The 20,205-nt window shown below is 60.8% G+C and carries 19 protein-coding genes; 18 read left to right on the plus strand and 1 reads right to left on the minus strand.

Annotated elements, in window-relative coordinates:
- Nucleotides 1-51 precede the first annotated feature (51 nt).
- From secA to FE782_RS19780, 15 genes are all read left to right on the plus strand, one after another.
- Nucleotides 52-2,565, plus strand: coding sequence for a preprotein translocase subunit SecA (gene secA / locus FE782_RS19710; RefSeq protein WP_138195957.1), 2,514 nt, complete (start codon nucleotides 52-54; stop codon nucleotides 2,563-2,565).
- 77 nt (nucleotides 2,566-2,642) lie between these two features.
- Nucleotides 2,643-3,756 (plus strand): peptide chain release factor 2 gene (prfB, locus tag FE782_RS19715; RefSeq protein ID WP_238392574.1). Its coding sequence is split into 2 segments (ribosomal slippage): nucleotides 2,643-2,714 and nucleotides 2,716-3,756, totalling 1,113 coding nucleotides; the frame shifts between segments, so codons are not numbered across the junction.
- 74 nt (nucleotides 3,757-3,830) lie between these two features.
- The gene (locus FE782_RS19720) at nucleotides 3,831-4,703 is read left to right on the plus strand and encodes a YitT family protein (protein ID WP_238392575.1); all 873 of its coding nucleotides are present in this window, start codon (nucleotides 3,831-3,833) and stop codon (nucleotides 4,701-4,703) included.
- Nucleotides 4,704-4,801: 98 nt separating this feature from the next.
- Nucleotides 4,802-5,863 (plus strand): N-acetyl-gamma-glutamyl-phosphate reductase, encoded by a 1,062-nt coding sequence (gene argC / locus FE782_RS19725; protein WP_138195959.1) that lies wholly within the window; start codon nucleotides 4,802-4,804, stop codon nucleotides 5,861-5,863.
- Nucleotides 5,864-5,884: 21 nt separating this feature from the next.
- Complete coding sequence (gene argJ, locus FE782_RS19730; protein ID WP_138195960.1) at nucleotides 5,885-7,111, plus strand: bifunctional glutamate N-acetyltransferase/amino-acid acetyltransferase ArgJ; 1,227 nt, start codon at nucleotides 5,885-5,887, stop codon at nucleotides 7,109-7,111.
- A gap of 20 nt (nucleotides 7,112-7,131) precedes the next feature.
- Nucleotides 7,132-7,953: an acetylglutamate kinase gene (gene argB / locus FE782_RS19735; protein ID WP_138195961.1), complete on the plus strand. Its 822-nt coding sequence runs from the start codon at nucleotides 7,132-7,134 to the stop codon at nucleotides 7,951-7,953.
- 16 nt (nucleotides 7,954-7,969) lie between these two features.
- Nucleotides 7,970-9,163 (plus strand): aspartate aminotransferase family protein, encoded by a 1,194-nt coding sequence (locus FE782_RS19740; protein WP_138195962.1) that lies wholly within the window; start codon nucleotides 7,970-7,972, stop codon nucleotides 9,161-9,163.
- A 14-nt stretch (nucleotides 9,164-9,177) separates the two neighbouring features.
- Nucleotides 9,178-10,182, plus strand: a complete 1,005-nt coding sequence (gene argF / locus FE782_RS19745; RefSeq protein ID WP_138195963.1) for an ornithine carbamoyltransferase — start codon at nucleotides 9,178-9,180, stop codon at nucleotides 10,180-10,182.
- A gap of 48 nt (nucleotides 10,183-10,230) precedes the next feature.
- On the plus strand, nucleotides 10,231-11,469 hold the full coding sequence (locus FE782_RS19750; RefSeq protein ID WP_138195964.1) for an argininosuccinate synthase: 1,239 nt from the start codon (nucleotides 10,231-10,233) through the stop codon (nucleotides 11,467-11,469).
- An 85-nt stretch (nucleotides 11,470-11,554) separates the two neighbouring features.
- A complete protein-coding gene (gene argH / locus FE782_RS19755; RefSeq protein ID WP_138195965.1) occupies nucleotides 11,555-12,982 on the plus strand; it encodes an argininosuccinate lyase in 1,428 nt (475 codons plus the stop codon).
- 120 nt (nucleotides 12,983-13,102) lie between these two features.
- On the plus strand, nucleotides 13,103-13,321 hold the full coding sequence (locus FE782_RS19760; protein ID WP_138195966.1) for a 2TM domain-containing protein: 219 nt from the start codon (nucleotides 13,103-13,105) through the stop codon (nucleotides 13,319-13,321).
- The gene (locus FE782_RS19765; RefSeq protein WP_238392576.1) at nucleotides 13,318-13,974 is read left to right on the plus strand and encodes a TetR/AcrR family transcriptional regulator; all 657 of its coding nucleotides are present in this window, start codon (nucleotides 13,318-13,320) and stop codon (nucleotides 13,972-13,974) included. The genes FE782_RS19760 and FE782_RS19765 overlap by 4 nt, the downstream gene beginning before the upstream one ends.
- Before the next feature lie 9 nt (nucleotides 13,975-13,983).
- Nucleotides 13,984-14,478: a DUF4188 domain-containing protein gene (locus FE782_RS19770; protein WP_138195967.1), complete on the plus strand. Its 495-nt coding sequence runs from the start codon at nucleotides 13,984-13,986 to the stop codon at nucleotides 14,476-14,478.
- Nucleotides 14,468-14,728 (plus strand): hypothetical protein, encoded by a 261-nt coding sequence (locus FE782_RS32355; RefSeq protein WP_158299470.1) that lies wholly within the window; start codon nucleotides 14,468-14,470, stop codon nucleotides 14,726-14,728. Before FE782_RS19770 ends, FE782_RS32355 begins: the two co-directional genes overlap by 11 nt.
- The gene (locus FE782_RS19780) at nucleotides 14,701-15,387 is read left to right on the plus strand and encodes a DUF559 domain-containing protein (protein WP_158299471.1); all 687 of its coding nucleotides are present in this window, start codon (nucleotides 14,701-14,703) and stop codon (nucleotides 15,385-15,387) included. The genes FE782_RS32355 and FE782_RS19780 overlap by 28 nt, the downstream gene beginning before the upstream one ends.
- A 200-nt stretch (nucleotides 15,388-15,587) precedes the next feature.
- On the opposite strand, the gene FE782_RS19785 is transcribed toward FE782_RS19780, so the two are convergent.
- The gene (locus FE782_RS19785; protein ID WP_138195970.1) at nucleotides 15,588-17,120 is read right to left on the minus strand and encodes a VanW family protein; all 1,533 of its coding nucleotides are present in this window, start codon (nucleotides 17,118-17,120) and stop codon (nucleotides 15,588-15,590) included.
- Between the two features lie 214 nt (nucleotides 17,121-17,334).
- On the opposite strand from FE782_RS19785, the gene ftsE reads away from it, so the two are divergent.
- The 3 genes from ftsE to FE782_RS19800 are packed head-to-tail and all read left to right on the plus strand — an operon-like array spanning nucleotide 17,335 to nucleotide 20,168.
- Complete coding sequence (gene ftsE / locus FE782_RS19790) at nucleotides 17,335-18,021, plus strand: cell division ATP-binding protein FtsE (RefSeq protein ID WP_138195971.1); 687 nt, start codon at nucleotides 17,335-17,337, stop codon at nucleotides 18,019-18,021.
- Nucleotides 18,011-18,928 (plus strand): permease-like cell division protein FtsX, encoded by a 918-nt coding sequence (ftsX, locus tag FE782_RS19795; RefSeq protein WP_138195972.1) that lies wholly within the window; start codon nucleotides 18,011-18,013, stop codon nucleotides 18,926-18,928. Before ftsE ends, ftsX begins: the two co-directional genes overlap by 11 nt.
- Before the next feature lie 19 nt (nucleotides 18,929-18,947).
- Nucleotides 18,948-20,168, plus strand: coding sequence for a murein hydrolase activator EnvC family protein (locus FE782_RS19800; protein ID WP_138195973.1), 1,221 nt, complete (start codon nucleotides 18,948-18,950; stop codon nucleotides 20,166-20,168).
- Nucleotides 20,169-20,205 lie beyond the last annotated feature (37 nt).

A 20,205-nucleotide genomic window follows, 5' to 3' on the forward strand; every position in this document is an offset into this window, starting at 1 on the left:
CCAACTGATACAATGGAATTTGATAGTTCAACCTGGAAAGGGGAACGACCAGTGCTCGGCTTAGTGAAGAAAATATTCGGAGATGCGAACGAACGGGAAATCAAACGTTACCTTCGCACCGTAGAGAAAATAAACGGCATGGAACCGGAAATGCAGGCGCTCAGCGACATTCAACTCGGCGGGAAAACCGAGGAGTTCATGAAACGGTACAATGCAGGGGAGAGCTTGGACGATATTCTCCCGGAGGCGTTCGCCGTCGTTCGGGAAGTGTCCAGAAGAACGTTGGGGAAGCGCCACTACGACGTCCAGCTCATCGGCGGCATGGTGCTTCATGAGGGCAAAGTCGCGGAGATGCGTACGGGCGAAGGGAAGACGCTCGTCGGTACGCTTCCTACGTACCTCAATGCCCTGACCGGGAAGGGCGTCCACGTCGTAACGGTGAACGAATATCTGGCGCAGCGGGACAGCGCGGAGATGAGCCAGATCTATAAGTACCTCGGATTGAGGGTCGGTACGAACTTGAACGGCATGACGCATGCCGAGAAACAAGCGGCCTACGCCTGCGATGTTACGTACGGGACGAACAACGAATTCGGCTTCGATTACTTGCGCGACAACATGGTCTTGTATAAGGAGCAGATCGTGCAGAAGCCGCTTCACTTCGCCCTGATCGACGAAGTGGACTCGATCCTCATCGACGAAGCGCGGACGCCGCTGATCATCTCCGGCCAAGCCGCGAAGTCGACCGACCTGTACTATGCAGCGGATCGGTTCGTGAAGCGTCTCGTCGCCGAGGAAGACTACACGGTCGACATTAAGGTGAAGTCGGCGGCGTTGACCGAAGCGGGCGTTGCGAAAGCGGAGCGCGCGTTCGGCATCGATAACTTGTACGATCATACGAATGTTTTGATCAACCACCACTTAACGCAAGCGCTCAAGGCGAACGCGATCATGCGCCTTGACGTCGACTACGTCGTGCAAGACGGCGGCGTCGTCATCGTCGACGAGTTCACGGGCCGCCTGATGGCGGGCCGACGCTACAGCGACGGACTGCATCAAGCGATCGAGGCGAAGGAAGGCCTCGAGGTGCAGAACGAGAGCATGACGCTCGCGACGATCACGCTCCAGAACTACTTCCGGATGTACCAGAAGCTTGCCGGCATGACCGGTACGGCGAAGACGGAGGAGGAAGAGTTCAAGAAGATCTATGGCCTCGAGGTCATCGTGGTGCCGACGAACCGTCCGACGATCCGGGAAGATAAGCCGGACGTCGTCTATAAGACGGTAGCGAGCAAGTACCGTATGGTCGTCGAGGAGATCGTCGAGCGCCATAAGAAGGGGCAGCCGGTGCTCGTCGGCACGACGTCGATCGAGAACTCGGAATTGCTGTCGACGATGCTGAAGAAGCGCGGCGTGCCTCACAAAGTACTCAACGCGAAGTATCACGCCGAGGAAGCGGAGATCGTCGCCGACGCGGGGCAGAAGGGCGCCGTCACGATCGCGACGAACATGGCCGGCCGCGGTACGGACATTGTGCTCGGCGAAGGCGTGAAGGAGCTCGGCGGCCTGCATATTATCGGTACCGAGCGCCATGAGAGCCGACGCATCGACAATCAGCTGCGCGGACGCGCAGGCCGTCAGGGCGACCCGGGTTCGACGCAGTTCTACCTGTCGATGCAGGACGAGCTCATGCGGCGCTTCGGCGCGGACAACGTGATGGGCATGATGGAGAAGCTCGGCTTCGAGGAAGACCAGCCGATCGAGAGCAAGCTGATCACGCGTTCCGTCGAATCCGCGCAGAAGCGGGTCGAAGGCAACAACTTCGACATCCGGAAGGTCGTCCTGCAGTACGACGACGTCATGAACCAGCAGCGGACGATTCTATACAAGCAGCGCCACGAGGTGCTCTATTCGGAAAATATCCGCGATATCGTGTTCGGCATGATCGACAGCGTCATCGAGCGGATCGTACACGCCCATTGCCCGAAGGAAGAAGTGCCGGAGGACTGGGATTTGGCGGCGATCGTGGAATACGGCAACGGGACGTTCCTCAGAGAAGGTCAAGTGACGCCGGAGCAACTCGAGGGCAAAGAGCCGGAAGACATCATACAATATCTGAAGGACGTCGTGCATAAGACGTACGAGGAGCGCGAGGCGAACCTTCCGCCGGAATTTATTCGGGAGTTCGAGAAGGTCATCGTTCTTCGGGCGGTCGACAGCAAGTGGATGGACCACATCGACGCGATGGACCAATTGCGCCAGGGCATCCACCTCCGCGCGTACGGCGGCACCGATCCGCTTCGCGAGTACCAATTCGAAGGCTTCGCGATGTTCGAGGAGATGATCGCCTCGATCCAAGAGGAGGTCGCGAAGTACGCGATGAAGGCGCAGGTCGAAGCGAACCAGAAGCGCCAGGAAGTCGTGAAGGGGCAAGCGGCGGTCAGCGGCAAGGAAGAAGCCGTCAAGCGTCCGGCCAAGGCCGAAAACCAGATCGGCCGGAACGATCCGTGCCCGTGCGGCAGCGGCAAGAAGTTCAAGCAATGCCACGGCGCGCAAGAGGCATAAGCAAGAGAGGGACGGCCCGGCACTCGCTGCCGGGCTTCCTGCATGCAGCTAGGACAACGACCAAGGAGAGATGACACATGATTGATCCGGAAATCCGCCACCGCCTCCGCGAGGCGACGGAAAAACTCGAAGCGCTTAGGGGGTCTCTTTGACTTAGAACTGAAGCTCGAGCAGCTCGGAGACTTCGAAGTCAAGATGTCGGCCCCGGACTTCTGGGACGACAACGAACGCGCGCAGAAAACGATCGCCGAGATGAACGCCATCAAATCGGTCGTGGAGAAATATCAGAAGCTGAACGGCGAAGCCGAAGACCTCGTACTCATGCAAGAGCTCATTACGGAGGAAGGCGAAGAAAGCCTCGTGCCGGAATGGAGCGAAGGCGTGAAGAAGCTGACGGAGGCGCTCGACAACTTCGAGCTCACCCTGCTCTTAAGCTCGCCGTACGATAAATACAACGCGATTTTGGAGCTGCATCCGGGCGCGGGCGGAACCGAGTCGCAGGACTGGGCGTCGATGTTGTACCGGATGTACACCCGATGGGCGGAACAAAGCGGCTTCAAGGTCGAGGTGCTCGACTACCTGCCGGGCGACGAAGCCGGCATTAAGAGCGTCACGATCGGCGTGAGCGGCTACAACGCATACGGGTACCTGAAGGCCGAGAAGGGCGTTCATCGGCTCGTGCGCATCTCCCCGTTCGACGCGTCCGGACGCCGCCATACGTCGTTCGTCTCGTGCGACGTCGTGCCGGAAATCGAAGACGACAACACCGAGATCGAAATCCGGCCCGAGGATTTGAAGGTCGATACGTACCGCTCCGGCGGCGCCGGCGGACAGCACGTCAACAAGACGGAATCGGCGGTACGGATCACGCACATCCCTTCGGGCATCATCGTTGCGTGCCAGACGGAGCGTTCGCAGATTTCCAACCGCGATCGCGCCATGAAGATGCTGCGTTCCAAGCTGTTCGAGCGCCGTCTCGAGGAACAGCAGCGCGAGCTCGCATCGATCCGCGGCGAGCAGTCCGACATCGCGTGGGGCAGCCAGATCCGCTCGTACGTGTTCCACCCGTACAGCATGGTGAAGGATCATCGCACCGGCGAGGAGACGGGCAACGTCGGCGCGGTCATGGACGGCGAGCTCGATCCGTTCATTAACGCGTATTTACGCAGCCAAATTCAAAAGAGCGAATAAGCGGGACCGGAAGGACCATCCTACACCTAACTGGGTACGATGGTCTTTTTTTGCGAAGGGAAGGAATACGTGACATGAATACTAGGAAAAGGGCGCCGCGCTTCCCTCTCGGAAGCCCGATGCATACGGTAATCGAGTATGGGCTGCTGCTCGTGGGGGCGTTTTCGATCGCGACGTCGTTCAACGTCCTGCTGCTGCCGAACTCGATCGCGTCCGGCGGCACGTCCGGCATCTCGGTAATCGTCCGCGCGCTGTTCGGCGTCACGCCGGCGATCACCCAATGGGCGCTGAACGTGCCGCTGTTCGCGCTGGGCGTCTGGCTGCTCGGCAAGCGCTTCGGCGTGAAGACCGCCGTCGGCACCGCGGTCATGCCGCTGTTCGTTCTATTAACGTCCGGCTGGGCGCCGCTGACGGACAATCCGCTGCTCGCGGCCATATTCGGCGGTCTCGGCGTCGGCGTCGGCCTGGGCATCGTGTTCCGCGGGCGCGGCTCCACGGGCGGTCTCGACGTGGCCGCGCAAATCGTCGCGAAGTACACGGGGCTAAGCCTCGGGATGTCGGTGGCGGCATTGGACGGCATGGTCATCGTAGCGGCGGGCTTCGTCTTCGGGGCGGAGCAGGCGCTCTTCGCGCTGATCGCGCTGTTCGTGACGACGAAGACGATCGACGTCGTGCAGCTCGGCTTCGCGACTTCGAAGGTCGCTTACATTATAAGCGAGGACGAGGAGAAGATCGCGCGGACGATCCTGCACGATCTGGACCGCGGCTTAACGCGGCTGACCGCCCACGGCGGGTTCACCGGGAAGGAGCGGACGGTGCTTATGGTCGTCGTGTCGCAGACCGAGGTGACGCGGCTGAAGGGACTCGTCCAGGCGGCCGACCCGCAGGCGTTCGTCATCATTACGGGGGCGACCGAGGTGCTTGGGGAAGGGTTCAAGCTCCAATAAAATCAGGCAAAAAATAGGGTTGTATCAATATTCATACCTATGTATAATAATTCATATCTTGAAAAGGCCGGGAATACGGTGGAGAGGGGATTCATCCGTTGACAGATCATATACGAGCGGCGGTCGTCGGTTCGACCGGTTACGGCGGGGTCGAGCTGATCCGACTCTTGCTCACGCACCCGAAGGTAACGATTACTTCGGTCATTTCGTCGTCCAACGCGGGAGAGCCGTTGACGGCAGGTTATCCGCATCTGCAGCAGGCGCTGCCGGTCGAGACGCTGGACGGCGTCGATCCGGCGATCATCCGCGAGAAGGCGGACGTCGTGTTCGCGGCGACGCCGTCGGGCGTCAGCGGCAAGCTGGTGCCGCAGCTGCTGGAGCATGAGGGCCTGCGTGTCATCGACTTGTCGGGCGACTTCCGCTTGAAGGACCGCGCGGCGTACGAGACGTGGTATAAGCACGAGGCGCCGCCGCAAGCGTCGCTAGAGCAAGCGGTATACGGACTTACGGAGATTTACGCGGATCAAGTGCGGGGCGCGGCATTCGTATCGAACCCGGGCTGCTATCCGACGGCGACGACGTTGGGGCTCATCCCGGCGGTGGAGGCGGGCGCGATCGATCGCGGTTCGATCATCGTCGACGCGAAATCCGGCGTGTCCGGCGCGGGCCGAGGCCTGAACATCGGCTGGCATTATGCCGAAATGAACGAGAACTTCAAGGCCTACAAGGTCAATAAGCATCAGCACATCCCCGAGGTCGAGATGGTGCTCGGCGAACGTGCAGGCGAGCCGGTCACGGTGACGTTCACCACCCATCTGGTGCCGATGACGAGAGGCATTCTATGCACGATGTACGCCTCCGTGGCGGACGACCGCTTCCTGAGCGAGGACGCTTGGATCGAGATGTACCGCAGCTACTATAAGGATAAGAAGTTCGTCCGCATCCGCGACAAGGGGCAGTGGCCGGCGACGAAGGAAGTCTGGGGCTCGAACTATTGCGATATCGGCTTCTCCGTCGATCCTCGCACGCGGCGCGTCACGATCATCTCCGTCATCGACAACTTGGTGAAGGGCGCGTCGGGGCAAGCGATTCAAAACTTGAACGTCATGATGGGCTGGGAAGAAGATCTGGGGCTGCGGTTGGCTCCGGTGTATCCATAGGGACAGGGAGGCAGGACGAAGATGACCGGGCAGAACGGGTTCACGATCGCGTTAGACGGGTCGGTGACGACGCCGAAAGGATTTCGGGCGGGCGGCGTCCATTGCGGGATTAAGAAAGTGCAGCGCTTCGATCTGGGGGCGATCGTGTGCGACGTGCCGGCGGACGTAGCCGCCGTCTTTACGACGAACGTCGTCATCGCGGCGCCGCTGACGGTGACGAAGGAATCGATCGCGAAGGAAGGCAAGCTGCAGGCAATGCTCGTCAACAGCGGCAACGCGAACGCGTGCACGGGCGAGCAGGGCGACAAGGACGCGCGCGACATGCGCGCGACGTTCGCGGAAGCGCTCGGCGTGCCGGAGCATTACGTCGGCGTGACGTCGACGGGGGTCATCGGCGTACCGATGCCGATGGAGAAGCTGTACCGCGGGATTCCGGAGCTGCGAACGAAGCTGTCGACGGAAGGCGGGGACGACTTCTGCCAGGCGATCATGACGACCGACCTGGTGCAAAAGTCGATATGCGTCACGCTGACGGTCGACGGCAAGCAAGTGTCCGTCGCCGGCGCGGCGAAGGGCTCGGGCATGATCCATCCGAACATGGCGACGATGCTGGGCTTCATGACTACGGATGCGGCGCTGCAGCCGGGCTGCTTGCAATCGCTGCTGAGCCATGCGACGGACGTAACGTTCAACATGATAACGGTCGACGGGGATACGAGCACGAACGACATGGTCGTCGCGATGGCGAGCGGCCTGGCCGGCAACGAACCGCTCGGACCGAACCACCCGGATTGGGAAAGCTTCTCGGCGGCGTTCCGCCACGTGGCGGAGACGCTGGCGAAGGAGATCGCGCGGGACGGCGAGGGGGCGACGAAACTCATCGAAGTGAACGTCGTCGGCGCGAGCACGGATTACGACGCGCGCACGATCGCGAAGACGATCGTCGGCTCGAATCTCGTGAAGTCGGCCGTCTACGGCTCCGATGCGAACTGGGGACGCATCATCGCGGCGGCGGGCCGCGCGGGCGTGCCGATGAACCCGAATACGGTCGACATTCGTCTTGGCGACATCGCGGTATTACGTCAATCGGCGCCGGTAGCGTTCGACGAGCCGGCCGCGAAGGCGTACTTGGACGGCAACGAAGTGACGATTCACGTGGACCTGCACGGCGGCGCGGGGAAGGCGACCGCGTGGGGCTGCGATTTAACTTACGATTACGTGAAAATTAACGCGTCGTATCGGACGTGACGAACGAGGAGAGAAGAAACATGGGCGAGGCGGGGAAGAGCAACACCTTCGTGATCAAGTGCGGCGGGAGTACGCTGGCGGCGCTGCCGAACGCGTTCTTCGCGGAGCTGGCGGCGTTCCAGAAGGCCGGCCGGCAGCCGGTTATCGTGCACGGGGGCGGACCGGCGATTTCGCAGGCGTTGAATAAGCTGGGCATTCATACGGAATTCGTCGACGGTCTGCGCCGCACGAGCGCGGAAGTGCTCGACGTTGCGGAGATGGTGCTCGCCGGCAAGATCAACAAGGAGATCGTACGCCGCTTGTCGCAGAACGGCGCCAAGGCGGTCGGCTTGTCCGGCACGGACGGACGCCTGCTGACGGCGGAGCCGGTCGCGAACGCGGCGAAGCTCGGCTACGTGGGCGAAGTGACGGAAGTGAACACGGAGCTGCTGAACGCGATGCTGGCGGCCGGCTACATTCCGGTCGTGGCGCCGGTCGGCCTCGGGGTCGACAATCAGCGCTACAACATTAACGCGGATACGGCGGCGGGCGCGGTGGCGTCCAGCCTCGGCGCGGGACCGTTCATCGTCGTAACCGACGTGGCGGGCATCGCGGGCACGGTAGACGGCGAGAAGAAAGTATTGCCGACGGTGACGCCGAGCCAAATCCAGTCGATGATCGATAGCGGCGAAATTTACGGCGGCATGATTCCGAAGGTGAAGGCGGCGCTCAAGTGCCTCGGCGGCGGCGTGAACGAGGTCGTCATCGTGAACGGCTCGGAGACGGGCGTGCTCGGCAAGGTGCTGCGCGGCGAACCGATCGGCACGACGATCGTGGCGGAACCGACCGCCGCGAAAGCGTAAAGGGGGCGAACGCGCGATGACGACGGGGAAAGAAGCGCTGTTTCCGAATTACGGACGGTTTCCGATTCGACTGGTCAAAGGGAAGGGAAGCCGGGTATGGGACGAAGCCGGCAAGGAATATCTTGATTTCATGAGCGGCATCGCCGTCGCGAACCTCGGCCATGCGCCGGAGCCGGTATTGGAAGCGCTCAAGAAGCAGCTCGACGAGCTGTGGCACGTCTCGAACCTGTTCGAGATTCCGGGACAGGAGAAGCTCGCGGGTATTCTTGCGCGTCTCTCGTGCGCGGATCTCGCCTTCTTCTGCAACAGCGGCGCGGAGGCGAACGAAGCGGCGATCAAGCTGGCGCGCCGATACCATCGGAAGGTGCTCGGCAACGACCGGTATGAAATCATTACGTTCAACAAGTCGTTCCACGGGCGGACGCTCGCGACGTTGACGGCGACCGGACAGGATAAGGTGAAGGAAGGCTTCGATCCGCTGCCGACCGGCTTCGTGCACGTCGATTACAACGACGTCGATGCGCTCAAAGCCGCTGTGAACGACAAGACGGCCGCGATCATGCTGGAATTCGTCCAAGGCGAAGGCGGCGTCAACGGCGCGACCGCGCCGTTCGTCGAAGCGGTGAAGTCGCTGTGCGCGGAGCACGGCCTGCTGCTAATCGCGGACGAGATCCAAACCGGCATCGGCCGGACGGGAACGTTCTTCTCGTACGAACAGTTCGGAGCTAGGCCGGACATCATTACGCTGGCGAAGGGACTCGCGAGCGGCTTCCCGATGGGCGCGATGCTCGGCAAGGCGTTCCTTCGCGACGGGTTGTCCGCGGGCTCCCACGGCTCGACGTTCGGCGGCACGCCGATCGCGTGCGCGGCGGCGATCGCCACGCTCGAGACGATGGAGAAGGAAGGGATCCCGACGCGGGCGAAGCGGCTCGGCGAGCAAGGCGTCGCGCGTCTGCGCGAGAAGCTGAGCGGATACCCGGGCCTCGTCGAGGTGCGCGGCCTCGGGCTCCTGATCGGCATCGAATTGAAGGAGCCGGTAGCGGACATCGTCAAGCGGGCGCAGGAAGCGGGGCTGCTCGTCATTACGGCGGGCCCGAACGTGCTTCGCTTGCTGCCGGCGCTGACGATACCGGAAGAAGATTGGAATCGCGGCCTCGACGCGCTCGCGGCGCTCATTACGTCGGACGCGAAGAACGGCATTTACGCATAGAAGGGAGAGGGTCGATGGTGGAAACCGCAGTAGGTTCCTCGGCGACGTCGGCGAATGCGGCCGGCGAGCAGCATCCGAAGACGGGATCGAACCCTTACAGAGGAAGAGATTTCTTAGCGCTGGCGGATTATTCGCCGGAGGAGATCAGATACTTAATCGATTTGGGCGTCGAGCTGAAGCGCAAGCAGAAATCCGGCGAAACGTATCATCCGCTGGCCGGCAAGACGCTGGCGATGATTTTCGAGAAGTCCTCCACGCGCACGCGCGTCTCCTTCGAGGTCGGCATGACGCAGCTTGGGGGCAATGCGATCTTCTTATCGAAGAACGACATTCAGCTCGGCCGCGGTGAGACGATCGCCGATACGGCGCGCACGCTGTCGCGGTACGTGGACGGCATTATGATCCGGACGTTCGCGCATAAGAACGTCGTCGAGCTGGCGAGGGGCGCGACGGTGCCGGTCATTAACGGCCTCACCGACCTGTCGCACCCGTGCCAAGCGCTCACCGACTATATGACGGTGCTCGAGCACAAAGGCAAGCTGGAAGGCCTGAAGATCGCGTACATCGGCGACGGCAACAACATGGTGCACTCGCTCATGGTCGGCGCGGCGAAGCTGGGCCTTCACATCGCGGTCGCGAGCCCGGCCGGCTACGAGCCGGACGCCGAGGTCGTCGGCATTACGCGCGAGGCGGCGAAGGCGACGGGCGGCAAGTACACGTTCCACTACGATCCGAAGGAAGCGATCGAGAACGCGGACGTCGTGTACACGGACGTATGGGCGAGCATGGGCATGGAAGCGGAGCAGCAGGAGCGGGAACAGGCGTTCAAGTCGTTCCAGGTGAACGCGGAGCTGACGCAATACGCGAAGCACGATTACATCTTCCTGCACTGTCTCCCGGCGCATCGCGGCGAAGAGGTGTCCGCGGAAGTGATCGACGGGCAGCACTCCGTCGTCTTCGACCAAGCGGAAAACCGGCTGCACGCGCAGAAGGCGATTCTTGCGGCGTTGATGGGTTAACGGTACGATAAGGGAAACCGAGGACATAGAAGGGTGGATTTGCGGCACATGTCGAAGCAAAAAATCGTGTTGGCGTATTCGGGCGGTCTCGATACGTCGGTCATTCTCACATGGCTTAAGGAAACGTACGACGCCGAGATCATCGCGTTCACGGCGGACATCGGTCAGGGCGACGAGCTCGACGGTCTGGAAGAGAAAGCGCTGAAGACGGGCGCGTCCAAGGTGTACATCGAGGACCTGCGGGCGGAGTTCGCGAAGGATTTCATTTTCCCGATGTTCCAAGCCGGCGCGCTGTATGAAGGTCAATATCTGCTCGGCACGTCGATCGCGCGTCCGCTCATCGCGAAGCGCATGGTCGAAATCGCGAAGGCGGAAGGCGCGACGGCGATCGCGCACGGCGCGACGGGCAAGGGCAACGACCAAGTCCGCTTCGAGCTGACGGCGGCGGCGCTCGCGGCCGATCTCGAAGTGATCGCGCCTTGGCGCATCGAGCAGTTCCGGGAGCAGTTCCCGGGCCGCGCGGAGATGATCGAGTACGCGGAGAAGCGCGGCATTCCGGTGAAGGCGTCCGCGGCGAAGCCGTATTCGACGGACCGGAACCTGCTGCACATCTCGTTCGAGAGCGGCATGCTGGAGGATCCGTGGTTCGACGCGACGCGCGAGGACGTGCGCGACATGTACGTGATGAGCGTCGATCCGGAGCTGGCGCCGGACGAAGCCGAGTACATCGAGCTGACGTTCAAGAACGGCTGCTGCGTGGCGATCAACGGCACGGAGCTGTCCCCGCTCGAAGTGATGGATACGCTCAACGAGATCGGCGGAGAGCACGGCGTCGGCCGCGTGGACATGGTGGAAAACCGGTTCGTCGGCATGAAGAGCCGCGGCGTGTACGAGACGCCGGGCGGCTCGATCCTGTTCAAGGCGCACCGCATTATGGAGTCGATCACCATGGACCGCGAAGTCATGCTGCTGCGCGACGGGCTTATTCCGAAATACGCGCAGCTCGTGTATAACGGGTTCTGGTTCGCGCCGGAGCGTCTGGCGATCCAAGCGCTCGTGGCCGAAAGCCAGAAGCACGTGGAAGGCACGGTTCGCCTGAAGCTCTACAAGGGCAACATCATGGCGGCCGGCGTAAAGAGCGACGTGACGTTGTACAACCCGAACATCGCGACGATGGAGGCGGACCCGACGCAGGCGTACAACCAAGGCGACGCGACGGGCTTCATTCGACTGAACGCGCTGCGGCTCAAGGTGTCGAGCGGCGTGCACGGGGCGGAAGGCGTATAACCTATTTTTTCGGAAAATGGAGTCGACCGACGGGCGCGTCGTCGGCTCCTTTCATTGTGCATACATAGAGGAGGAAGCTGAAGGTATGTCGAAGCTGTGGGGCGGCCGCTTTACGAAGGCGACGGACGCGTTGGTGGAGGAGTATACGGCGTCGATCTTTTTCGATAAAGAGCTGTACGAGGAAGACATTCAAGGCAGTATCGCGCATGTGACGATGCTGGGGAAACAGGGCATTCTGCCGGCCGAGGACGTGCAGACGATCATCGGCGGACTCGGGCGGGTGCTGGAGAAGCTGCGCCGCGGCGAAGTCGAGTTCAAGGCGTCGGAAGAAGACATTCATATGACGGTCGAGAAGCATTTGATCGCGGACATCGGGCCGGTCGGGGGCAAGCTGCATACGGGACGTAGCCGGAACGACCAGGTCGCGACGGACATGCATTTGTATTTGCGCAAGCGGGTCGTCGAGTTCGTCGAGCTGCTCGGCGCGCTGCAGGAGGCTTTGATCGCGCAGGCGAAGGCGAACGTGGAGACGATTTTGCCGGGCTACACGCATCTGCAGCGGGCGCAGCCGATTTCGTTCGGCCATCATCTGCTGGCCTATGTCGCGATGTTCGGCCGCGACGCGGAGCGCTTGATGGATTCGTACAAGCGCGTGGACATGCTGCCGCTCGGCGCGGGCGCTTTGGCCGGGACGACGTTCCCGATCGATCGTCATTTCGTCGCCGAGCAGCTCGGCTTCTCGCGGGTGTACGATAATTCGCTCGACGCCGTCAGCGACCGCGACTTCATCGTCGAGTTCTTGTCGGCGGCTTCGCTGCTCATGACGCATATGTCGCGGCTGTGCGAGGAGCTCGTCCTCTGGTCGAGCACGGAATTCGGCTTCGTCGAGCTCGACGACGCGTTCTGCACGGGCAGCTCGATTATGCCGCAGAAGAAAAATCCGGACGTCGCGGAGCTCGTCCGCGGTAAGACGGGCCGCGTCTACGGCAATCTGGTGGGCTTGCTCACCGTGCTGAAGTCGCTGCCGCTCGCGTATAACAAGGACATGCAGGAAGACAAGGAAGGCATGTTCGACACGGTGAAGCACGTCGGCGGCGCGCTGCGGCTCATGGCGCCGATGATCGCGACGATGCAAGTGCGCGCGGACCGGATGCGCGGCGCGGTCGATCGGGATTTCTCGAATGCGACGGACATCGCGGATTACCTGGTGAACAAGGGAATACCGTTCCGCCAGGCGCATGAGATCATCGGCAAGCTCGTGCTGCATTGCATCGAGCGCGGCATCGTGCTGCTCGAGCTGTCGCTGGAGGAGTATAAGACGTTCGCCCCCGAGTTCGAGGGCGACATCTATGACGTGCTTCAGCCGGAGCACGTGGTGAATGCGCGCGCCGTGTACGGCGGCACGGCGTTCCCGCAGGTGCGCGAGGCGATCGCGCGGGCGGAAGCGTCGCTGGCGGCCACGCAGGCGTGGACGGCGGAGTATGCGCGGTTGTCGGGTTTGGCGAAAGAGTAGATTCGGGAGTGGTGGTATTGGCGGGCCTCGTTGCGGCGGGGTCTTTTTTCTTGACTGAAATGTTTACTCGAGTTAATATAATTACAACAGTATATAAATTTCGGAGGATGGTGGTGGAGAATGCACTCGTATGGGGAACGCCGCAGCAGCAGAGCTCGAATGGAAAACGAGTTCTACAAGCATGCCTTGGTTTTCGGCATGGTCAACACGGGCCTCGCTGTTTATAACGTAGTGACGACGCCAGGAGACATCTGGTTCGTGTATCCGCTGTTCGGGTGGGGGATCGGATTGGTGTCTCATGGGGCGAAGGTCATCTTCGCGCCGAAGGATGTCCGATGAACGCCGGGACATCGATGCCGTTGCCGTTGCCGTTGCGGGAGATCAAGAAGGCCCGCGCGAAAATCGCATTGTACGAGGCGAGCCTCGATCTGATCGGGAGCGCGTCGTTCCGGGCGGTAAAGCTGGAGGACATCTGCGCGAAGGCGGAAGTGTCGAAGGTGACGTTCTTTAAGTTTTTCCCGCAGAAGGAAGACGTGTTGGTGTACTTTATGTGCGTCTGGCTGCTGGAACGGCGGCTGGAGATCGAGGAAGCCGGGCTGACCGGCGAAGGGGCGATCCGGCATGTGGTCGGCCGCGTGGCCGACGGGGCGCGGACGCGTCCGGGGTTGATGCTTAGTCTCATCGGCTTCCTCGCGGAGTCGCAGATGCATCCATGCATGCCGGTGTTGTCCGATGCGGAGCTTCATCTGCTGTTCCCGGGACGGGAGGAGCGGGCGAGGTCGATGTCCGTCAACCTGTTCGCCTTGTTCCATCAATGGATCGAAGAGGCGAAAGCGGCGGGCGAGTGCGTTCGCGCCGAGCCGACTCCGGTACTGACGCAATGGATGATTACCGTATTTTACGGCGCATATCTCACGGCGCATATGTGCCGGCAGGACATTATGGAGACGTACGACCTTCATTTGTCGACGATATTTCGGACGAAGGAGTGAGGTTCGGCTATGGCGGAAGTGCAAGCGGGAAGATATACCGCGGCGCATGAGGGCGGGTTGGTCGTCTTCGTGATCGGCATGCGGATCAACAGCTGGTGGGCGGTGCATCGGTGGCTGCCGGTCGCGTTGGCGATGGGGCCGATGATCGCGGAGCTGTATCGGAACAAGGAACTGGGCTTCTTGGATATGCAGTCCGGAATTACGACTAGAGGGCCGGTGCTGATTCAGTACTGGCGTTCTTACGAGCATCTGGAGCGCTACGCGCGGCACGGAGCGAAGCATCTGAAAGCGTGGAAGGACTTCAATCGGAAGGCGGCGTCGTCTAAGCACGTAGGCATCTACCACGAGACGTATCTCGTGGACGAAGGAAAGCACGAATCCGTATACGTCAATATGCCGAAACACGGCCTCGGGCGCGCCTCCGGCATCGTTCCGGCGACGGGCCGTCGCGAAACCGCGCGCCGCCGCCTCGGCGGGGAGAACGAGCCTGCCGTTGCGGAGTGAGCCGGGGCGAGTTACAATAAAGGCAGAAGCAGAAGCAGAAGCAGAAGCAGAAGCAGAAGCAGAAGCAGAAGCAGAAGCAGAAGCAGAAGCAGAAGCAGAAGCAGAAGCAGAAGCAGAAGCAGAAGCAGAAGCAGAAGCAGAAGCACGTTATCAGCGTGAAGCACACGCCGTTCGACCCTATGGGGCGGGCGGCGTTTTTTCATGTATAAAGGGGGATGTGGGATGGGGGATAGGTTCGATCAAGAGCTAGAGGTTTACTTGGAACAGCAGGTCAAGGATAGCGCCGGGGAGCGGCGCCGCAGGCTGACGGAGACGAAGAGACATGCGGAAGAGTTGTTTTTGCGTAACGTCTGGTGGCCGATGTTCGGCAATTTCGACCGGCTGCATGCGGAGTGGGAGGTGCCGGATTTTCGCCAAGGGTTTCGGTATTTGGATTTCGCCTACATGCTGCCTCCGCTGCGCATCGCGATCGAGATCGAGGGGTTCGGTCCCCATGCCAAGCATGCCGACAGGCGGAAGTTCGAGGACGATCACGTGCGGGCGGCGTACTTGCAAGCGGAAGGTTGGAAGGTGATGCGGTTCAGTTACGACACGGTAAACGAACGTCCCCAGCTATGCCGGCAAATCTTAACGCTGCTGATCGGGAAGTGGAGCGATATCGGGAAAGAGGATCGCCTCGCGCTGACGGAGCGGGAGAAGGCTGTCATTCGCCTGGCGGTCGGGCGACAGCATCCGATCACGCCGGGCGAGGTGAGCGAGAGCCTCGACATCTGCGTACATACGGCTCGTCGAAGGCTGCGGGAGCTGACGGCGAAAGGCGTGTTTCGCGTGGCAAGCGGGTCGTCCCGGGCCAGAGCGTATGCGTTGCGTTCCGAACATGAGCGGCTGTTCCGCGGCATGGAGAAATAGGGAACAGCGATGTTCCCTATTTCCGCCGAAGCGGGGAAATGTGGGCGAATAGGGAACAGCAAAGTTCCCTATTTCCCCCAACAAGCGACGAAACCGGCCATTTGGCGATAAATAGGGAAAATCTATGTTCCCTATTTGGCCATTTATGGGGTTTTGAGCAAAAATAGGGGACATTCGTGTTCCCTATCCGAACCGGAGCCCTAAATCTCCTCCCCGGGCTCGTCGAACACCGGGGCGAACACGCCGTCCTCGACGATATGCTCGCTCTTGGCATCGTGCTTGCGGTCGTCCGAGGAAGTCCCGCCCGCGTTGGAGGCGTACAAGGACGGCTGCGCTTTATAGGTATCCTTCGAGATGCGCTCCTTGTCGACGATCTTGCCGTTCACCTTCTTATATCGGTACGTCTCAACGACGTAACCCGGCTTGCCGCGCTGCAGCAGCTTGACGGAGCCCTTGGGCAGCGATGCGTTCTTTACGTATTTCGTCGGCGGATCGATCTCCTGCAGCGTCACCGACTTAATTTCGTACGTGACGCCGGCGTCCAAGGAGCCGAACAGCTTCACCGTCAATCGACCGCCCTCCGAGCTCGTGCGGATGAGGATATATTTGTCGGTCGAGTTGCGAAACTTGAAGTTGATGTACCCGCTGGCGAACGTAGCGTCCTGCCCGAGCGGCGCGTAGCTGACCGGCAGCGAATGGTTGCGCCGCTCGACGATCTCGAGACCGGCGCGAAGCACGGCGTTATAGAGCGTCGTCGACACCTGGCAGATGCCGCCGCCGATGCCGGGCACCATCTTCCCGTTCAGAATGACGGGCGCCTCCCGAAAGCCGAACTTCTCTTCGGTTTCTTTAATGATCTTCGCGTAATCGAAAACGTCGCCCGGCGCCATAAGCCGGTCGTGGACGACGGCGGCCGTCTTGGACACGTTGTATTTGCGCCCGGCCTTCGACGTCGCGAACGAGGTCGTGTACGACGCGATGACGCGTTCGATGCCCTGCGCCTTCAGCGACGCGACGGTCACCTTCGGCTGCAGCTGAACAATAGGCATCGCGAATCCCAGCGGCTCCGCGGACAGCAGCCGCCCGTCCGGCTTCAACGCCTCGGGGAACGGCATCAGGCCGCCTGAACCCGGCGAAGCCGCTTCCCCCCCGGGCGTCCCGCCGCCCAACGCCGCCAGCGCCGTCGCCGGAAGCTTCGCTTCGTCGATTCGCGGCGCCGTCACTTCCGGCGTGTAGACGATCCGATCGCCCGCCACGATCGTTCGCTTCGCGTCGACCGGCTGCGCCGCGTACAGCTCCGGCCAGCGCTTCTTCGCGGCCGCCGCCAGCGCGGCCTCCTCAAACCCGAGCTCCAGCGTCAGCTCCCGCCCGCGCCACTGCCACCGCAGCATCACCCGCTCCCAGAACGGCCCCTCGAACAGCCGCTCCGTCTCGGCCGCGATCGCCGCCGCGTTCGTGCGCAGCCCAAGCTCTCCGAGCTTGACCGACCGCGTAACCGCGCCGCCGCCTTTCGGCAGCTTGGCCGTCATCGAGACGTCCTTGCCCGCGATCGCCGCGACCCGCTCTTCCAGGCCGGCGCGGAACGCCTCTCCCTCCCATCCTCCGACGCTCCATCCGGATAAGGTCATGCCCGACGGCAGCGTTCGCTGCATTCCGTATAACGCGGTTCCCGCGGTCAGCGCGAGGCCGATGCCGACGCCGACGATCATCGTGCGGAGGACCCATGGTTTCATATATGGCACACCTCGTACAAGTATATTGAATTATACCTACATGTATATGAGGGGCGCCGGGGATTTCTTCCTGCGAATTTCCAAGAAGATTCACCCTTTTTCGCAGGATGCGAGTGATATAATGTTACATAATGTTGAAATGCCAATTTCCCTAGAGGAATTTCCCTATTCTTGTCGAAATACTTAACCTATGCGCATACAGGAGTGATCCTTCTTGATCGAGATGCAGGATATCTATAAGACGTATCCGGACGGCGGGCAGGCGCTTCGTGGCGTGTCCGTTCGCGTCGAACGGAATGAATTCGTATATATCGTCGGGCCTTCGGGCGCCGGCAAATCTACGTTTATGAAATTGATCTACCGCGAAGAGCGGCCGACGAAGGGCACGATCTTCGTGAACGGATTTAACTTGGAGAAGTTAAAACAGCGCAAAATCCCGTTCGTACGGCGCAATATCGGCGTCATTTTCCAGGACTTCAAACTGTTGCCCAAGATGACCGCTTATGAAAACATCGCCTTCGCGATGGAGGTCATCGAAGCGCCGTCCCGCGTCATTAAGAAGCGGACGCAAGAGGTGCTCGAGCTCGTCAGACTGAAGGATAAGGGCAACGCGTATCCGAATCAGCTGTCGGGCGGCGAGCAGCAGCGCGTGGCGATCGCGCGCGCGATCGTGAACAACCCGACCGTCATCGTGGCGGACGAGCCGACCGGCAACCTCGACCCCGAGACGTCGTGGGGCATCATGAAGCTGCTCGAGGAGATTAACTTCCGCGGCGCGACGATCATCATGGCAACGCACAACAAGGACATCGTCAACACGATGCGCAAGCGCGTCATCGCGATCGAGAACGGACTCATCGCGCGCGACGAGCAAAGAGGGGAGTACGGTTATGAGGATTAGCACCATCCGCCGCCACTTCCGCGAAGGCTTCCGAAGCATCTGGCGCAACGGGTGGATGTCGTTCGCGTCCATCAGCGCCATTGCCATATCACTTTTCATACTAGGCGTGTTTATGGTTCTCGCCATGAACATCAACAAGCTTACGGAGGATATCGAAAACGAAGTCGAAATCCGCGTCTACCTCGATGTCAGCGTCGACCGCGGCCGGGTGCCGGAGATCCAGAACGCGATCGGCAAAATCGAAGGCGTAAAGCGGATCGAGTTCGTCTCCAAGGAGGACGGGCTGGAGTTCCTGAAGGAACGCCTCGGCGAAGAAGGCCGAGAGCTGCTCGAAGGCCAGGAGGGCGACAACAATCCGCTGCCCGATTCGTTTACGGTAGAGGTGTACGAGCCCCGGACGATCGATCTCGTGGCGCAGCGCATCCTGGCGCTGAACGCGGGCAAGGATCCGGCGCCGATCTGGGAGCTGAACTACGGAGCCGACACGGTCCGGACGTTGTTCCAAGTGACCGACATCGTGCGCAACGTCGGCTTGGTGCTCGTCGCAGGTCTCGCGCTTATGTCGATGTTCCTCATCTCCAATACCATTAAGATCACGATCGTCGCTCGCCGCCGCGAGATCGCCATCATGAAGCTCGTCGGCGCGACGAACGGGTTCATTCGCTGGCCGTTTTTCATCGAAGGCGCGCTGCTCGGCGTGGTCGGATCGGTCATCCCGGCGGTCATCATTTTCGTCGGTTACGGCCAGCTCGTCGCTTCCACGGAGATGGAGCTCGGCTTGCTCCAGATCGCGCTTCTGCCGCTCGGCGAAGTGGCGCAAGTGACGTTCGGCTTATTAATCGGATTAGGCTTTGTGATCGGCGTGTGGGGAAGCACGCTGTCGGTACGTAAATTCTTGAAAGTGTAACGCACGAGGGAGGAAGTCGATGTTGAAACGGTTCCTGTTACCGACGATGTTGGCCGTCAGCTTGGCGGTCGCCTCGGTCGGCGCGTATCCGCAGGTCGGCGTGGCAGCAAGCTCCGAACTAGATAAAGTAAACGCCCAGTTGAAGAAGCTGAAAGAGCAGATGAAGTCGGCGGAAGCGTCGCAGAAGCAGGCGGAGAAGGAGATCGAACGCATCCGCGGGTTCCAAGAAGCCGGGAAGTCGGAGCTCGCCCGCCTGGAGAACGAGATCGCCGTCACGAGCAAGAAGATCGAATCGATCAACGAGCAGATGTACGAGGTCGAAGAAAGCCTGAATATGACGGTCGAAGAGCTCGTCAAAGCCGAGGAGCGCGTCGTGACGCGCGACGGGCTGCTGAAGTCGAGGCTTCGTCTGCTGTACATGAACGGCGTCGTAAGCTATCTGGACGTGTTGCTGAGCTCCACGAGCTTCGTAGACTTCCTGGACCGGATCGATGCCCTTCAGTCGATCGTGTCGCAAGATAAGGAAATTCTCGAGCTGAACATCCAGGACAAGCAAACCGTCGAGCGGAAGAAGGCCGAAGTCGAAAACCAGCTGGAATACGTAGAGCAGCTTTTCGCGGAGACGGAGTCCCTTAAGGCCGAACTGCTGGCGAAGAAGGAAAAGAAAGAAGTCGCCATCGCGTCCTTGCAGGAAGAAGAACACGAGCTTCTCGAGATGACCGAAGATCAAGAGAAGGAATTGATGGCGTACGCGGACGAGCAAGCCAAGCTCGTGAAGAAGCAGAAGGAACTGCAAAGCGCACAAAAGAAAGCCCAGCAAAAGAAAGTCGTAAAATATACGGGCGGTCAGCTGACATGGCCGGTACCGGACAGCCAGCGGGTCACGTCCCCGTTCGCGACGCGGATTCATCCGATCACGGGCAAGAAGCATACGCACACCGGCATGGATATCGGCGCGCCGGGCGGCACGACGATCGTCGCGGCCGCGTCGGGCGAGGTCGTGCTCGCGCAATGGTACGGCGGCTACGGCAACTGCATCATCATCGAGCACAAAGACGGGTTCCGTACGTTGTACGGCCATATCCGCAACGGCGGCATCAAGGTGAAAGTCGGGGACACGGTCGACGCCGGCCAGAAGATCGCGGAAGTCGGTTCCACGGGCAGCTCGACGGGTAACCACCTTCACTTCGGCGTCTACGTGGACAACGTCGCCGTCGATCCGGATCCGTATTTGAGATAATCCTTTTCGTTGCACTCATAAATTCGTAAATAACAGG

Source organism: Paenibacillus antri (assembly GCF_005765165.1).
In the GTDB taxonomy this organism is placed as follows: Bacteria; Bacillota; Bacilli; order Paenibacillales; family YIM-B00363; genus Paenibacillus_AE; species Paenibacillus_AE antri.